The 16862-nt window shown below is 61.8% G+C and carries 11 protein-coding genes and 3 pseudogenes; 10 read left to right on the plus strand and 4 right to left on the minus strand.

Annotated features, from left to right (window positions below; genetic code table 11):
* Positions 1-11: 11 nt before the first annotated feature.
* The 10 genes and pseudogenes from accB (at position 12) to JFV26_RS02330 (ending at position 12388) form a co-directional block, all read left to right on the plus strand.
* Positions 12-470, plus strand: coding sequence for an acetyl-CoA carboxylase biotin carboxyl carrier protein (accB, locus tag JFV26_RS02285; protein ID WP_140669630.1), 459 nt, complete (start codon positions 12-14; stop codon positions 468-470).
* Between the two features lie 17 nt (positions 471-487).
* Positions 488-1845, plus strand: a pseudogene (gene accC / locus JFV26_RS02290) (acetyl-CoA carboxylase biotin carboxylase subunit).
* 228 nt (positions 1846-2073) lie between these two features.
* A complete protein-coding gene (gene prmA / locus JFV26_RS02295; RefSeq protein WP_201189373.1) occupies positions 2074-2952 on the plus strand; it encodes a 50S ribosomal protein L11 methyltransferase in 879 nt (292 codons plus the stop codon).
* 30 nt (positions 2953-2982) lie between these two features.
* On the plus strand, positions 2983-4203 hold the full coding sequence (locus JFV26_RS02300) for a DUF3426 domain-containing protein (protein WP_201189375.1): 1221 nt from the start codon (positions 2983-2985) through the stop codon (positions 4201-4203).
* 185 nt (positions 4204-4388) lie between these two features.
* Entirely contained in the window at positions 4389-5399 is a 1011-nt protein-coding gene (gene dusB, locus JFV26_RS02305) for a tRNA dihydrouridine synthase DusB (protein ID WP_201189376.1), read from the plus strand.
* The gene (gene fis, locus JFV26_RS02310; RefSeq protein WP_007907419.1) at positions 5396-5716 is read left to right on the plus strand and encodes a DNA-binding transcriptional regulator Fis; all 321 of its coding nucleotides are present in this window, start codon (positions 5396-5398) and stop codon (positions 5714-5716) included. The genes dusB and fis overlap by 4 nt, the downstream gene beginning before the upstream one ends.
* Positions 5717-5797: 81 nt before the next feature.
* Positions 5798-7404, plus strand: a pseudogene (gene purH, locus JFV26_RS02315) (bifunctional phosphoribosylaminoimidazolecarboxamide formyltransferase/IMP cyclohydrolase).
* Between the two features lie 148 nt (positions 7405-7552).
* Positions 7553-8848, plus strand: coding sequence for a phosphoribosylamine--glycine ligase (gene purD / locus JFV26_RS02320; RefSeq protein ID WP_201189378.1), 1296 nt, complete (start codon positions 7553-7555; stop codon positions 8846-8848).
* Between the two features lie 99 nt (positions 8849-8947).
* Positions 8948-11725 carry a response regulator gene (locus JFV26_RS02325; protein WP_201189380.1) on the plus strand — a complete coding sequence of 926 codons (2778 nt, stop codon included), beginning with the start codon at positions 8948-8950 and terminating at the stop codon, positions 11723-11725.
* A 66-nt stretch (positions 11726-11791) separates the two neighbouring features.
* Positions 11792-12388: a MarC family protein gene (locus JFV26_RS02330; RefSeq protein WP_054044032.1), complete on the plus strand. Its 597-nt coding sequence runs from the start codon at positions 11792-11794 to the stop codon at positions 12386-12388.
* Positions 12389-12485: 97 nt separating this feature from the next.
* On the opposite strand, the gene cobJ is transcribed toward JFV26_RS02330, so the two are convergent.
* From cobJ to cobG, 4 genes and pseudogenes are all read right to left on the minus strand, one after another.
* A complete protein-coding gene (gene cobJ, locus JFV26_RS02335) occupies positions 12486-14192 on the minus strand; it encodes a precorrin-3B C(17)-methyltransferase (RefSeq protein ID WP_201189630.1) in 1707 nt (568 codons plus the stop codon).
* Positions 14192-14923: a precorrin-2 C(20)-methyltransferase gene (locus tag JFV26_RS02340; protein ID WP_201189631.1), complete on the minus strand. Its 732-nt coding sequence runs from the start codon at positions 14921-14923 to the stop codon at positions 14192-14194. Before JFV26_RS02340 ends, cobJ begins: the two co-directional genes overlap by 1 nt.
* Positions 14923-15549 carry a precorrin-8X methylmutase gene (locus tag JFV26_RS02345; protein WP_201189382.1) on the minus strand — a complete coding sequence of 209 codons (627 nt, stop codon included), beginning with the start codon at positions 15547-15549 and terminating at the stop codon, positions 14923-14925. Before JFV26_RS02345 ends, JFV26_RS02340 begins: the two co-directional genes overlap by 1 nt.
* Positions 15542-16848 (minus strand): annotated as a pseudogene (gene cobG / locus JFV26_RS02350) (precorrin-3B synthase). The gene JFV26_RS02345 and the pseudogene cobG overlap by 8 nt, the downstream one beginning before the upstream one ends.
* Between the last annotated feature and the right edge of the window lie 14 nt (positions 16849-16862).

Consider the following 16862-nt stretch of genomic DNA (forward strand, 5'->3'; position numbering starts at 1 on the left):
GTTGATGATTCATGGATATCCGTAAAGTTAAGAAACTAATCGAATTGCTGGAAGAGTCCGGCATCGACGAGCTCGAGATCAAGGAAGGCGAAGAGTCCGTACGCATCAGCCGTCACAGCAAGACCCCGGCTCAGCAGTACTACGCTCCGGCTCCGATGCACGCTCCGGCGCCTGCGCCTGTTGCTGCAGCTCCCGTTGCTGCCGCACCTGCTGCTCCGGCCGCACCGGTTCTGAATGGCACCGTTGCCCGTTCGCCTATGGTCGGCACCTTCTATCGCAAATCTTCCCCGTCCTCGCCGTCCTTCGTTGAAGTTGGCCAGACCGTGAAGAAAGGCGACACCCTGTGCATCGTCGAAGCCATGAAGATGATGAACCACATCGAAGCTGAAACCAGCGGTGTGATCGAATCCATCCTCGTCGAAGACGGCCAGCCGGTTGAGTACGACCAACCGCTGTTCACCATCGTTTGAACCGCGGAGAGACTTTGATGACTGCGAAGTTGGAAAAAGTTCTGATCGCCAACCGCGGTGAGATCGCCCTGCGGATCCTGCGTGCCTGCAAAGAGATGGGCATCAAGACCGTCGCCGTTTATTCCACGGCTGACAAAGAGCTGATGCACCTGGGTCTGGCGGACGAATCCGTCTGCATCGGTCCGGCATCGGCTGCAAAGTCTTACCTGCACATCCCTGCGATTATCGCCGCTGCTGAAGTGACTGGCGCTACCGCCATTCACCCAGGCTACGGTTTCCTCGCGGAAAACGCCGATTTCGCCGAACAGGTCGAGAATTCCGGTTTCGCCTTCATCGGCCCGAAAGCCGACACCATTCGCCTGATGGGCGACAAGGTATCGGCCAAGCACGCCATGATCGCTGCTGGTGTTCCAACCGTTCCGGGCTCTGACGGCCCACTGCCGGAAGACGAAGAAACCGCTCTGCGCATCGGTCGCGAAGTCGGTTACCCGGTGATCATCAAAGCCGCTGGCGGCGGTGGTGGTCGCGGCATGCGCGTTGTGCATAAAGAAGAAGACCTGATTTCTTTCGCAAAACTGACCCGCACCGAAGCAGGCGCGGCGTTCGGCAACCCGATGGTCTACCTGGAAAAATTCCTGACCAACCCACGTCACGTGGAAGTCCAGGTGCTTTCCGACGGCCAGGGCCACGCCATCCATCTGGGCGACCGCGATTGCTCGCTGCAACGTCGTCACCAGAAGGTTCTCGAAGAAGCGCCGGCACCGGGCATCGACGAGAAGGCACGAGCTGAAGTCCTCGCACGCTGCGTCAAGGCGTGCATCGACATCAACTACCGTGGCGCAGGCACATTCGAGTTCCTGTACGAGAACGGCGCGTTCTATTTCATCGAAATGAACACCCGCGTTCAGGTTGAGCACCCGGTTTCGGAAATGGTCACCGGCATCGACATCGTCAAGGAGATGCTCAGCATCGCCGCTGGCAACAAGCTGTCGTACACCCAGGATGACGTTGTCATCCGCGGTCACGCACTGGAATGCCGGATCAACGCCGAAGACCCGAAAACCTTCATGCCAAGCCGGGTACGGTCAAGCATTTCCACGCGCCAGGCGGCAACGGCGTTCGCGTCGACTCGCACCTGTACAGTGGCTATGCCGTTCCGCCGAACTACGATTCGTTGATCGGCAAGCTGATCACCTACGGCGCAACCCGTGACGAAGCCATGGCGCGCATGCGCAATGCGCTGGACGAAATCGTTGTCGACGGGATCAAGACCAACATCCCGCTGCACCGCGACCTGGTCCGTGATGAAGAATTCTGCAAAGGCGGAGTCAACATCCACTACCTGGAACACAAGCTGGCTGGCGACAAGCACTAAGCTTTAGCTGGTAATCAACCAAGCCGCCTTCGGGCGGCTTGGTTGTTTCAGATCAAAAGATCGCAGCCTTCGGCAGCTCCTACAGAGGAAGGTGAACTCCTGTAGGAGCTGCCGAAGGCTGCGATCTTTGATTTTGCAGATGGTCGTCATCGGCCGCGCGCTCGCGTAAACTTGCGCGCTTCTCGCAGCCCGCTAGGCTGCAATCAATATTTTTCAAAGGTGCCCGCCATGCCTTGGCTGCAAGTCCGTCTCGCCATCAGCCCAGAACAAGCCGAAACCTACGAAGACGCTTTCCTTGAAGTGGGCGCCGTGTCGGTGACCTTCATGGACGCCGAAGATCAGCCGATCTTCGAACCGGAACTCAACACCACCCCGCTGTGGTCCCACACCCATCTGTTGGCCCTGTTCGAGGACGGCACCGAAGCCGCCAGCGTGCTGGCCCACATGGAATTGCTGACCGGCGGTCCGCTGCCCGAGCATCACAGCGAAATCATCGAAGACCAGGACTGGGAACGCAGCTGGATGGACGGCTTCCAGCCGATGCGTTTCGGTGAGCGCCTGTGGATTGTCCCGAGCTGGCACGCCGCGCCTGAACCCGACGCCGTGAACCTGCTGCTGGACCCAGGCCTGGCGTTCGGCACCGGCACCCACCCGACCACCGCGTTGTGCCTGGAATGGCTCGATGGCCAGGATCTGAAGGACTGCAACGTGCTGGACTTCGGCTGCGGCTCGGGGATTCTGGCGATTGCCGCCCTGCTGCTGGGCGCCAAGGAAGCTGTCGGTACCGATATCGACGTGCAAGCCCTGGAAGCCTCCCGCGACAACGCCGGGCGCAACAACATCGCCGAAGCGCTGTTCCCGCTGTATCTGCCGCAAGATCTGCCGCAAGTTCAGGCCGACGTGCTGGTCGCCAACATCCTGGCCGGCCCGCTGGTGTCCCTGGCGCCGCAACTGTCCAGCCTGGTCAAACCGGGCGGCCGCCTGGCACTGTCGGGCATCCTTGCCGAGCAAGGCGAAGACGTCGCCAGGGCCTACGCTCAAGACTTCGATCTGGACCCGATTGCCAATCGCGATGGCTGGGTGCGCATCACTGGCCGTCGGCGCTAGAATGAGCACCTGCATAATCCGGATCGCCGCATGACCGACAGCTTCGTCACCCAGTGCCCGCATTGCCAAACCAGCTTCCGTGTCAGCCACGCTCAATTGAGTGTGGCCCGTGGAGTAGTTCGTTGCGGCTCCTGCTTGCAGGTGTTCAACGCTGCCAAGCAACTGCTTGAGCAACGGGCCGGCCAGGACGCGGTCAAACCGGTCGCCCCGGCCATCGTCGAGCCGCCGGTACAGCGAGCCATCAGCCAAAAGCAGTGGACCGCTGCCGAGATGGATCTGGACAGCCTTGACCTGGACCAGGAACTCGCCCGGCTCGAACAGCGGGAAATCCAGCCGACCAAGGAATTCGGCCATCACCGCGAAGACGCCTTGAGCGCTCGCCGGGACAGCGTCGAGACCGGCGAAGAACCGTGGTCCGACAGCCTGTTCAGCGAATCGGCCGCCGATCGCGCCCAGGCTGCCGATTCCGCTGCCATGCCAGAACTGACGGACGAACCGGGCAAACACTCGCGCACCGAACCGTCGCTGTCCCTGGAACCGGTGGATCTGGACGACGAGCAGCAAGTGCCCAAACTGCACCTGCATGACCCCATCCCCGCCCCCGCTCACCACGAACGCCTGTCCGCTGCCGACGACATCGACGACAACCTGCCGCCCATCGAACCGCTGCGGCAAAAGCGCGAACGCAGCGAACCGGGCACGCGTGCTGAAGTCCTGCAAGACCTGACTGACGACCCGCTGCAACTGGACTGGCAGAAACGCCGCTCACCCTGGGGCCGCCGGTTTTTCTGGCTGGTGCTGATCCTGCTGGGCGCCGGCGCCCTCGCCGGGCAATACGTCGCGTACCATTTCGAGGAATTGGCCCGCCAGGATCAATACCGCCCCTGGTTCCAGGAGTTGTGCCCGCAACTCGGCTGTACGGTGCCGTCCAAGGTCGACATCGCCAAAATCAAGAGCAGCAACCTGGTGGTGCGCAGTCATCCGGATTTCAGCGGGGCACTCGTGGTGGATGCGATCATCTATAACCGTGCGGCCTTCTCCCAGCCCTTTCCGCTGCTGGAGTTGCGATTTGCCGACCTCAACGGTCACCTGATCGCCAGCCGTCGCTTCAAGCCCGGCGAGTACCTCAACGGCGACCTCGAAGGCCTGGCGGAAATGCCCCCGCAAACGCCGATCCACATCGCGCTGGACATCCTCGATCCTGGCCCGAAAGCGGTGAACTACAGCCTGAGCTTCCATTCGCCCGAGTGAAACGCTTCAGTGCTCAGGGATTGACGGCGGTTTTCTGACTTTGCCTGTACGGACCAAACCGCTGGCGATAACAGAATAACTGTTCAGATTTTGTTCAATTCAGCCTTTATCCAGTCATCGAGAGCGGGTATCATGCCAACCCTTTTTCGAACTCTCATGATCCGGCCCCACAACAGGGAAGTCCTATGTCGGCGGTACGCATCGGTCCATATACATTGCACAACGGCTTGATCCTCGCCCCCATGGCGGGTGTCACCGACCAGCCCTTTCGTCAGCTGTGCAAGCGACTGGGCGCAGGGCTTGTAGTCTCGGAAATGGTCACCAGCGACATGAGCTTGTGGAACACCCGCAAATCGCGGATGCGCATGATCCACGAAGGTGATCCCGAGCCACGCTCGGTACAGATCGCCGGCGGTGATGCGCAAATGCTGGCGGATGCGGCCCGGGCCAACGTGGAACTGGGCGCACAGATTATTGATATCAACATGGGTTGTCCGGCCAAGAAGGTCTGCAACAAGGCTGCCGGTTCCGCGCTGTTGAAAGATGAAGCACTGGTGACCGAGATCCTGCAGGCCGTGGTGGCTGCGGTTGATGTGCCGGTCACTCTGAAGATCCGCACGGGCTGGGACCGGGACAACAAAAACGGTCTGACCGTGGCGAAGATTGCCGAACAGGCAGGTATTACGGCGTTGGCGGTCCATGGCCGCACCCGAGCCGACCTGTACACCGGCGAGGCCGAATACGACACCATTGCCGCGATCAAGCAGGCAGTGTCGATTCCGGTCTTCGCCAATGGCGATATCGATTCACCCGAGAAGGCCCGGTACGTGCTCGACGCGACCGGTGCCGATGGCCTGCTGGTAGGCCGGGCTGCCCAGGGGCGGCCATGGATTTTTCGTGAGATCGACCATTTCCTGCGTACTGGCGAAAAACTGCCGGCGCCGGAGCTGATCGAGGTGGAACGTATTCTGCTTGAGCATCTGGCCGCGCTGCACGCCTTCTACGGAGATGTGATGGGCGTACGCATTGCTCGCAAGCATGTGGGCTGGTATCTCGCAACCCTGCCGGGCGCCAGGGAGTTCCGCGCCCACTTCAATCGTTTGGATGGTACGGAAACACAATGCGCCAACGTTCGGGAGTTTTTCGCCGAGCGTTACAAGAGCCTGACAGGGGACGAAGAAGGGGTGGCCGCATGACGATGATGACCGAGACTTTAGTGAGTGGAACAACACCCGTGAGCGACAACGTGAATTTGAAACAGCACCTCAATACGCCGAGCGAAGAAGGTCAGACCCTTCGCGGGAGTGTCGAGAAGGCGCTGCACAATTATTTCGCCCACCTTGAGGGCGCTGCCGTCACGGACGTGTACAACCTGGTGCTCTCCGAAGTCGAGGCCCCCCTGCTCGAGTGCGTGATGAATTACGTCAAGGGTAACCAGACCAAGGCCAGCGAGCTGCTCGGGCTAAACCGGGGCACGCTGCGCAAGAAACTCAAGCAGTACGATTTGCTGTAAGCATTCAATCAAACCAGAAAGGCGCCCGCGTAAAACCGGTCGCCTTTTTTGCTGACTCCTTTGCTTTTGATGGAAATTGAAATGACCGACCAGACTACCCGCCTGCCGATCCGCCGCGCCTTGATCAGTGTTTCCGACAAGACCGGGATCCTCGAATTCGCCAAGGAGCTTGAAGCTCTGGGCGTCGAGATCCTCTCCACCGGCGGGACGTTCAAGCTGCTGCGCGACAACGGCGTTGCCGCAGTGGAAGTCGCGGACTACACCGGTTTCGCAGAAATGATGGACGGTCGGGTCAAGACCCTGCACCCGAAAATCCACGGCGGGATCCTCGGTCGTCGCGGTATCGACGACGCGATCATGAACGAGCATGGCATCAAGCCGATCGATCTGGTTGCGGTCAACCTGTACCCGTTCGAAGCCACCATCAACAAGCCTGGCTGTGACCTGCCGAGCGCGATCGAGAACATCGATATCGGCGGCCCGACCATGGTCCGCTCGGCAGCAAAAACCACAAAGACGTGGCCATCGTGGTTAACGCCAGCGACTACGCCAACGTCCTGGAAGGCCTCAAGGCCGGCGGCCTGACCTACGCTCAGCGTTTCGACCTGATGCTCAAGGCCTTCGAACACACTGCTGCCTACGACGGCATGATCGCCAACTACATGGGCACCGTGAACCAGGCCGCTGAAACCCTCTCGACCTCCGGTCGCAGCGAGTTCCCGCGCACCTTCAACAGCCAGTTCGTCAAGGCTCAGGAAATGCGCTACGGCGAGAACCCGCACCAGAGCGCGGCGTTCTATGTTGAAGCCAGGCCAAGCGAAGTCGGCATCGCTACTGCCACCCAATTGCAAGGCAAGGAACTGTCGTACAACAACGTGGCCGACACCGATGCCGCGCTGGAATGTGTAAAGGGCTTCGTCAAGCCAGCCTGCGTAATCGTCAAGCACGCCAACCCGTGCGGCGTCGCCGTGAGCCCGGACGCCGAAGGCGGTATCCGTCAGGCCTACGAACTGGCTTACGCCACTGACACCGAATCCGCGTTCGGCGGCATCATCGCCTTCAACCGCGAGCTGGATGCTGAAACCGCCAAGGCCATTGTCGAGCGGCAGTTCGTCGAGGTGATCATCGCCCCAAGCGTCAGCGCAGAAGCCCGCGCCATCGTCGCGGCCAAAGCCAACGTGCGCCTGCTGGCCTGCGGCGAGTGGTCGACTGACCGTGCGGCTGCCTGGGACTACAAACGCGTCAACGGCGGTTTGCTGGTACAGAGCCGCGATATCGGCATGATCAGTGCCGATGACCTGAAAGTCGTGACCAAGCGTGCCCCGACCGAACAGGAAATCCATGACCTGATCTTCGCCTGGAAAGTGGCCAAGTACGTTAAGTCCAACGCCATCGTCTACGCCAAGAACCGTCAGACCATCGGTGTCGGCGCTGGCCAGATGAGCCGTGTGAACTCCGCCCGTATCGCCGCAATCAAGGCTGAACACGCCGGTTTGCAGGTACAGGGTGCAGTCATGGCCTCGGACGCATTCTTCCCGTTCCGCGACGGCATCGACAACGCGGCCAAGGTCGGCATCACTGCCGTGATCCAGCCAGGCGGCTCGATGCGTGATAACGAAGTGATTGCCGCTGCTGATGAAGCCGGCATCGCCATGGTATTCACCGGCATGCGCCACTTCCGTCACTGATACACCGCTCCCCCTGTAGGAGCTGCCGAAGGCTGCGATCTTTTGACTTTGCTTTTTACAATCAAGATCAAAAGATCGCAGCCTCGTTGCTCTCGACAGCTCCTACAAGGGTTTGCAGCGCACCCCATAGCTTCTTGAGGTTTTTGAAATGAATGTTTTGATCATTGGCAGCGGTGGCCGTGAACACGCCCTGGCCTGGAAAGTGGCTCAGGATCCGCGCGTGCAGAAGGTTTTCGTTGCTCCGGGCAACGCCGGCACCGCCATTGAAGCCAAGTGCGAAAACGTCGCCATCGACGTACTCGCCCTTGAGCAGCTTGCCGATTTTGCCGAGAAAAACGTCTCCCTGACCATCGTCGGCCCGGAAGTGCCACTGGTCGCAGGTGTTGTCGATCTGTTCCGCCAGCGTGGCCTGGATTGCTTCGGCCCGACCGCTGGCGCCGCTCAACTGGAAGGTTCGAAAGCGTTCACCAAGGACTTCCTGGCTCGCCACAAGATCCCGACCGCCGACTACCAGAACTTCACCGAGATCGAGCCGGCCCTGGCTTACTTGCGTGAGAAAGGCGCACCGATCGTGATCAAGGCCGATGGCCTGGCCGCCGGTAAAGGCGTGATCGTCGCCATGACGTTGGCTGAAGCTGAAGACGCCGTGCGCGACATGCTGGCGGGCAACGCTTTCGGCGAAGCCGGTTCCCGCGTCGTCATCGAAGAGTTTCTGGACGGCGAAGAAGCCAGCTTCATCGTCATGGTCGACGGCAAGAACGTACTGCCGATGGCCACCAGCCAGGACCACAAACGCGTCGGCGACGGCGACACCGGCCCGAACACTGGCGGCATGGGTGCTTACTCCCCTGCCCCGGTCGTGACCAGCGACGTCCACAAGCGCGTGATGGATCTGGTGATCTGGCCAACCGTGCGCGGCATGGCCGACGAAGGCAACGTCTACACCGGTTTCCTCTATGCCGGCCTGATGATCGACAAAGCCGGCAACCCAAAGGTTATCGAGTTCAACTGCCGTTTCGGCGACCCCGAGACCCAACCGGTGATGCTGCGTTTGCAGTCGAGCCTGGTGTTGCTGGTCGAAGCAGCCCTGGCGCAAGCCCTGGACAAGGTCGAAGCACAATGGGATCCACGTCCAAGCGTCGGCATCGTGCTGGCCGCTGGCGGCTATCCCGGTGACTACGCCAAAGGCGTGGCGATCAACGGTCTGGATGCAGCCGCAGGCCTGGAAGGCAAAGTCTTCCACGCCGGTACTGCACTCAAGGACGGCCAGGTGGTGACTGCCGGTGGTCGGGTGCTGTGCGCCACGGCGATGGGCGCCAGCGTTGATGCTGCCCAGCAGCAGGCTTACAAGCTGGCAGCCAGGATCGATTGGGAAGGCTGCTTCTATCGCAAGGACATCGGCTACCGCGCCATTGCCCGCGAGCGTGGCGAAAATCAGGAATAAGCCCTTCATTCGGCCAGGCAAGGGCGTGATGCCCTTGCCGGACTATTCCGGCGCCGCGCATAGTTATATTCTGGCATCAACCTACGAAGGGATTTCGCCGTGCGCTGGCTCAGGATTGCCATAGGCCTTACCGTCACTCTGTTGACCTTGCTCTGCATGCTCCCGGCCCAGGCCGCGCAAGGCAGTGGCTGGTCGGTTTTGCTCGACGAACAGGGCGACCTGCAGTTGAGCGACATCCGCTCCGCGCGCTTCACCAATCAATTCAGCCCCATCGAACTCGACCGCCTCACGGCCGCCGAGCCCGACGGCGCGTTATGGCTGCGCTTCAGGCTCGCACCCGGCAAGCACGAACAAGTGCTGCGCGTGTTCGCCCCTGACCTGTCGCACCTCAACCTGTATGTGCTGGACGGCGAAAAACTGGTCGAGCAACTGAACTCCGGCACCCAGCAACCTCAGGCCGAGCGGCCACTGCCCAGCAGCGACTTCATGTTGCCGCTGCCCCAAAGCGACAAAACCCTCGACGTCTACTTGCGACTGGTTTCCGAGCACCAGCTGCGGCCTTACATCACCCTGCAATCGGCGGTGATGACGGCGGCCAATCAGAACCTCACGCTGATCTACGGCCTGCTGTTCGGCTGCATCGGCATGCTGATCCTGCACAACGTCGTTCGTTACGCCTACACCCGCTCGCGCAGCAGTCTCTGGCTGGCTGCCTGCGAGTTTCTGCTGATGCTCAGTCTGGTTCTGCTGCTGAACCTGGCCGGCCCGTGGTTGCCGAACTGGCACGCCATCCAGACTCCCGGAGCCTACCTCGCCCTGTTGCTGACGGCACCGTGCGGCCTGATGTTCGCCTACCGCTTTTTTGCCCCGCTGGGCCCGCACCCGCTGAACAAACTACTGCTCGGCGACATCCTGTTCACGGTGGTCACCGGGCTGCTGCTGTTGTTCGTCAACACCCTGCCGCTGAACATCATCACCTACGTCCTGGTCGCACTCGCGGGCCTGAGCATGTTGTTCGTCAGCGGTTACCACTGGCAAAAAGGCTATCGCCCGGCCCGGCTGTTCGTCGTCGCCATGGTGGTGTTCAACATCGGCGCGCTGATCATCCTGCCGGCGCTGCTGGGGCTGACCCAGGTGGCACCGCAAGGCCTGATCATCACCCTGCTGGCGTTCATCTGCATCAGCGGCCTGTTGATGAGCATCGCCCTGGGCGAGCGCCAGCGCAGCATCACCGAAGACCGTTTCAGCGTCAGCCGCGACCTGGCGGCCAGCAATGCCGAGATCAATGCCAAGGCCGAGTTCCTGGCGAAGATCAGCCACGAAATCCGCACGCCGATGAATGGCGTGCTGGGCATGACCGAACTGCTGCTGGGCACGCCATTGTCGGTCAAGCAACGCGATTACGTGCAGACGATCCACAGCGCCGGCAACGAACTGCTGACCCTGATCAACGAGATTCTCGACATCTCCAAGCTCGAGTCCGGGCAGATTGAACTGGACGACGTGCAATTCGACCTCAATGCCCTGATCGAAGATTGCCTGAGTATTTTCCGCGCCAAGGCCGAACAGCAGAACGTCGAGCTGATCAGTTTTATCCAGCCGCAAGTGCCACGGGTGATCAGTGGTGATCCGACGCGACTGCGCCAGACCCTGCTGAGTCTGCTGGAAAACGCCCTGAAGAAAACCGACGAAGGCGAGATCCTGATTGTCGTCGCCCTCGACGAACGCAGCGCCAAACCACGCCTGCGTATCGCGGTGCAGGACAGCGGCGTGCCAATGGAGCCCGAAGAGCGCGATGCGCTGATGCACGCCGAACTGCACAGCAAGCACTTCCTGTCGGCCACTCGCCTGGGCGGTAACCTGGGACTGGTGATCGCTCGCCAACTGATCCGCCTGATGCAAGGGGAGTTCGGGATCAAAAGCGGCGCCAACCAGGGCAGCACCTTGTGGCTGACCCTGCCGCTGGACCCCGACCGTCTCGAGCACCCGACTTCCGACCTCGACAGCCCGTTGCAAGGCGCACGCGTACTGGTGGTGGACGACAACGACACCTGCCGCAAAGTGCTGGTGCAACAGTGCAGCGCCTGGGGCCTGAATGTCAGCGCCGTACCGTCCGGGAAAGAAGCCCTGGCGTTGCTGCGCACCAAGGCTCATCTGCGCGATTACTTCGATGTGGTCTTGCTCGACCAGAACATGCCCGGCATGACCGGCATGCAACTGGCGGCCAAGATCAAGGAAGACCCGAGCCTCAACCACGACATCCTGCTGATCATGCTCACCGGCATCAGCAATGCGCCGAGCAAGATCATTGCGCGCAACTCCGGGATCAAGCGCATCCTCGCCAAACCGGTGGCCGGCTACACCCTGAAAACAACCCTGGCGGACGAGCTGAACCAGCGCAACAAAGGCCTGGCAGTGCCGCACCACCTGCCCTCGGGCCCGACGTTGCCGGTCAAGGTACCCAGCGATTTCCGCATTCTGGTGGCCGAAGACAACAGCATTTCGACCAAGGTCATTCGCGGCATGCTGGGCAAGCTCAACCTGCAACCGGACACCGCCAGCAATGGCGAAGAAGCCTTGCAGGCGATGAAAGCCCAACGCTACGACCTGGTGCTGATGGACTGCGAAATGCCGATCCTCGACGGTTTCTCCGCCACCCAGCAATTGCGCGCATGGGAAGTCGGTAACCAACGGATTCGCACACCGGTGGTGGCGTTGACCGCACACATCCTCGCCGAGCATAAAGAGCGCGCGCGCCAGGCCGGGATGGATGGGCACATGGCCAAACCGGTCGAGTTGTCGCAGTTGCGCGAACTGATCGAACACTGGGTGGCCCAACGTGATCAGCAGAACCGGGCCACGACGCAAACGTCCTGAGCACCGACAGATGCCGTGGTGCCTGATAGACTCCGCTTCGACTTCCCTCGCCAGTGAGCTAGCACCATGCTCCACGTGTTATTCAGCGTTTACCTGAAGATGCTGGTGCTCTACAGCCCGTTCTTCGTGTTGTCCTGTTTCATCAGCCTGACCCGTGGCTACTCGCGCAAGGAACAACGCCGTCTGGCCTGGAAAGTGGCCGTCGCGACGCTGGTTTCCAGCGTGTTGCTGTACCTGTTCGGGCGAGTGATTTTCAGTGTGTTCGGGATTACGGTGGATGCGTTCCGCATCGGGGCCGGCAGTGTGCTGTTCATCTCGGCACTGGGCATGGCCCAAGGCAAGTCCGCGGTGCAGACCGACAACGTGCAGCAGGACGTGACGATCGTGCCGCTGACCATTCCGCTGACGGTCGGCCCTGGCACCATCGGTGCGCTGCTGGTGATGGGCGTGAGCCAGCCGCACTGGGATGACAAGCTCACCGCTATTCTCAGCATTGCCCTGGCCAGTTTTACGGTTGGGGTGGTGCTTTATCTGTCCAACCGTATCGAACGGATTCTCGGTGATCAGGGGTTACAGATTGTCAGCCGGTTAATGGGGTTGTTTGTGTGTGCCCTGGCGGCACAGATCATCTTTACCGGGGTCAAGGGTTACCTGGTGCCCTGAATGCACAAGGCCGAAGGATTTAAAGCCCTCGGCCCTGCTCGCACTGTTCAAATGACGCCGATTTCGGCGCATTGAGCGGCCCGCTGCGCCCAAAGGCTCAAGAGGCAGGTTTATCGCCATACCAACGCGGCGTGTAGACCCACTCGCCACCACTGGCTCGCGGGAACACGCAGGTGGTGGAAGAGCCGATCAAGACCATGGTCCGCATGTCGACCTGGTCCGGGGTCAATTGCCCCAGCGTGGTCACACGCAAGGTCTGGCCCGGGCGACCGATGTCACGCCCGAGCACCACCGGTGTTTCGGCAGTGCGATGCTGTGCGACGATTTCCAGAGCCCGGCCCAATTGCCACGGACGCGAACGGGAAATCGGGTTATAGAAGGCCAGGGCCAGGTCAGCCTGAGAGGCCAGATCCAGGCGTTTCTCGATAATCGACCACGGCTTGAGGTTGTCCGAGAGCGAGATCACGCAGAAGTCATGACCCAACGGTGCGCCGGCCTGAGCAGCCGTGGCCAGGGAGGCGGAAACGCCGGGGAGGATTTCCAGATCGACGTTGTGCCAGTTCGTATCGCTCGACTCGTGCAGGGCTTCGAGGACCGCAGCGGCCATGGCAAATACACCCGGATCGCCGGACGACACCACCACCACCGAACGCCCCTGGGCCGCGAGTTCGAACGCGTGACGAGCACGCTGCATCTCTTCGCGGTTGTCGGTGCAGTGCATGACCTGATCGGCGCGCAAAGGGCCGGCCATACGTACGTAGGTTTCATAACCCAACACGTCGTTGGCCCGGGCCAGTTCGGCCTTCACCGCAGGCACCATCAATTCAGCCGCGCCGGGGCCCAGGCCGATCACCGCCAGACGCCCACGAGGACGACCGATCAGCAGCGGATCAAGCGGTTCGGCGGCGACCGCTATGGCCATCGACTCATTGATTTCGATAGACGTGAGCAGCGACGGTGCAGCGCTCCGTACCTGTTCAAGCACGCTGCCGGAGCGAGCGCTAAAGCGCAGCGGCACCGCCAGTTCAAGCGCAGCTTCGCGCAATGCGCCGTTGACCATGTCGCCCTCGCCCGCCAACAGGCAAGCCAGCGACGGCAAAGCAATGTTCGCTTCATGCAGAGCCGTGCGAATGGCACCGGCCAGATCAGCCGCTCCCGCCGTCACCGCTACCAGCACATTGCGTGGATAAATCAGCAGCTCATTGGCACTTGGCTGCCGCTCGGCATGACCGACATGAATCGCCAATCGCGCCTGCTGATCTTGCGGCAAATGTGCCTCGGCCAACCACGGTGCCGGGCCTTCGATGCGCACCGACTCGCCCGCGAGCAAATCCGAGACGAAGCGCTTGCCCTGCTCCAGATCGTCGAGGGCATAACCCTTGGGCGGGTTAAGCAAACAGGTGCCAAAACGCAATTCACCGCTGGTGGTGATCGCCGCCGCGACGTCCAGCGCTGCCGCGATCTCCCGCGCCAACACGTTCACCCCGCCCAGGCCACCGAGCAGCGGCACCACGGCGCTGCCGTCTTCGGCCACGGCCAACACCGGCGGCTCGGCGCCTTTCTCCAGTAACAGCGGCGCCAGGGTGCGAATGACAATGCCGGCCGCGCACAGGGCGATGATCGGCGTGTCTCGCTGATAGAGCTCGCGCAGCGTCGCGCCGAACTCGTGATAGCGGCGGTCGGCACCTTCGACCCGCCCGGCCAGGCCGTGGATCAGCGCATCCGGGTAGCGCTGCTGAATCCGCCGCGCGGTAGCGAGGCTGCCATTACCGAGAATGACAATCGCTGGAGCAGGACGGCCGATCACCCTTGCCACCGTTCGCCGGGCACGATGATCAGCGAGAAGTACGGCGACGACATCGGCTCGACTTCATCCAGCGGGACGATTTTCTGGTTGGCCATGGTCGCGCGTTCAACGTACAGCGCGCGCCCGGCCATGCCGAGTTCCTCCAGCACCTGACGCACCTTGGGAAAGTTACGTCCCAGCTTCATGATCACCGCCGCATCGGCATCGGCCAGGCGACGTTTCAGTTCGTCATGAGGCAACACGCCGGACAACACCGACAGGCTCTGATTGCGATACACCAGCGGCGAACCCAGCACCGAAGCACTGCCGAGCATCGAGCAGACGCCCGGCACCACTTCGGCGACGTAACGCTCGGCCAGGCGATCGTGCAGGTACATGTAGGAACCGTAGAAGAACGGGTCACCTTCGCAGATCACCGCCACGTCGCGGCCCGCGTCCAGGTGTTCCGCCAACTGCCCGGCCGCCGTGTCGTAGAAGTCGCTGATCACTTGTTCGTAGGACAGCGGCGCCGGCAGCGCTTCAGTGGTCACCGGGTATACCAGCGGCAACAGGTTTTGCGCATCTGCAAGGTGCGCTTCGATGATGCCGAACGCATTGCCCTTCTTGCCCTTGGCAACGAAGTACGCCACCACCGGCGATTCGCGCAGCAAGCGCAGGGCTTTGACGGTAATCAGTTCCGGATCACCGGGGCCGACGCCCAGGCCGATCAAGCGTCCAGGTTGCTGCATCATTCGATCTCCGTGGCGAGGGCGTTGACGGCGGCGGCGGCCATGGCGCTACCGCCCAGCCGGCCCTGCATGATGACAAACGGCACACCGCGACTGTCCGCCGCCAGCATCGCCTTGGATTCGGCGGCCCCGACGAAGCCCACCGGGAAGCCAAGAATCAACGCCGGTTTTGGAGCGCCAGCGTCGATCATCTCCAACAAGTAAAACAACGCGGTCGGCGCGTTGCCGATCACCACCACGCTGCCTTCCAGGTATGGACGCCACAGTTCCAGCGCGGCAGCGGAACGGGTGTTGCCCAGCTCGCGGGCAAGCGCAGGAACGCTGTCATCGCGCAGGGTGCAAATCACCGGGTTGTTCGCTGGCAAACGCGCGCGGGTCACGCCTTCGCTGACCATCCGTGCATCACACAGGATCGGCGCACCGGCCGCCAGCGCATCACGCCCGGCCTTGCCGGCGCCTTCGGAGAATTGCAGACCGTCGATGGCCTCGACCATGCCGCACGCATGGATCACCCGCACCGCGAGTTTTTCCAGGTCGGCCGGGATGCGTGAAAGGTTAGCCTCGGCACGAATGATCGCGAAGGAGTTGCGATAGATCTCCTGACCGTCGCGGATGTAATCAAGCATCTAGGGGGCTCCGTGAGCAGGCGTCGAGCAAGGCTGCGACCGCTTCAATAGTAAGATTGCGTGCGTGCAACGCGCCGAAACCCGGCAGCGTGGCATCGCGAAAATAGAGGTCGTAGTGACCGGGTGACACCGCCAGCAGGGTGACTGGCGCGATGTGCGCAGCGGCGCAGGAACGTGGGCAGCCGGACAAGTGCAGATCCAGAATTTGGCCGTGACGTTGCCGCAACGCCGCCAGTTGCAGCGCATCGCTTTTGGTGTCGGACAGGCCCTTGCCGCAACCGGCGGAACCGGTGCAGGCGATCAGATGCGCCAAGGCATCATCTGCCGAACAGCGCAGTCCCAGATTTTCCAGGCTGTGGGTAACTTCAGCGGCGGCGCTTTCCTGGATACCCGGCAGCAGCAGGCTTTGCCATGGCGTGAAACGCAGACTGCCATCGCCGTGCTCGCGGGCCAGTTTGGCAGCTCCCCGGAGCATGGCAGGATCGAGCCGGCCCAGCGTTGGCACCGCGCCGATATAGACGCGAGCGGTTTCACGCTGTGGATGCGCGCCGATGTGCAGCGCCTCCGGGGACGCGACACGCTGCCAATAGGCGATGGACACCAGCGGCACACGTTCGGCCACTTTCGTGACAAACCCGGCCAACGGCTGTTCGGCCAGCAAATGACGCATGCGCGCCTGGTCGGGACGCGCCAGGTCGAGGAACAACTCAAGCACCGCCACCACCAGTGCGTGGCCATCGTCCAGCCGCACCGCACCGATCGGCGCATCCGTCGGGCATCCGGCCAGACCGAAGCCCAGCAGGCACTCGCCATCCTGTTCACCGGCGCTCAACCACAGGTCATGGTGATGCTCGAGCATCGCCAGGCCTTCGCCGCCATCGAGTTGCACAGCAAACTTGGCGCTCAACTCATGAAAACGCGGGTGGCTTTGCAGGCTGTCGAGGATCTGTTCGGCCAGCGGACGTGTATCGAACAGCATCTGCCGATCGATCCCGGCGCTCGGGCTGAGCATCAGGTTACGCACATCGTCGCCCGCTGCGGTCCGTGGCCCCAACCCGGCGGCCAGCAAGCTGTCGATCAAACCGGCCTGTTCACTGCCAATCCCGCGTATCTGCAGGTTGGCGCGGTTGGTCGCCTCGATCACGCCGCCCGCGTAACGCTGCGCCGCATCGGCGACGGCAACCGCCTGATCGGCGCTGATCGAGCCGCCATTCAACTTGATCCGACAGATCCCGCCATCCAGCGCCTGGACGATACGCAGCAACCCGGGCAGGCCGAGGGGCGTAGGGCGGTGGACATCGGGCGTTCGTTCA

It is taken from the genome of Pseudomonas sp. TH31, assembly GCF_016650815.1.
GTDB lineage: Bacteria > Pseudomonadota > Gammaproteobacteria > Pseudomonadales > Pseudomonadaceae > Aquipseudomonas.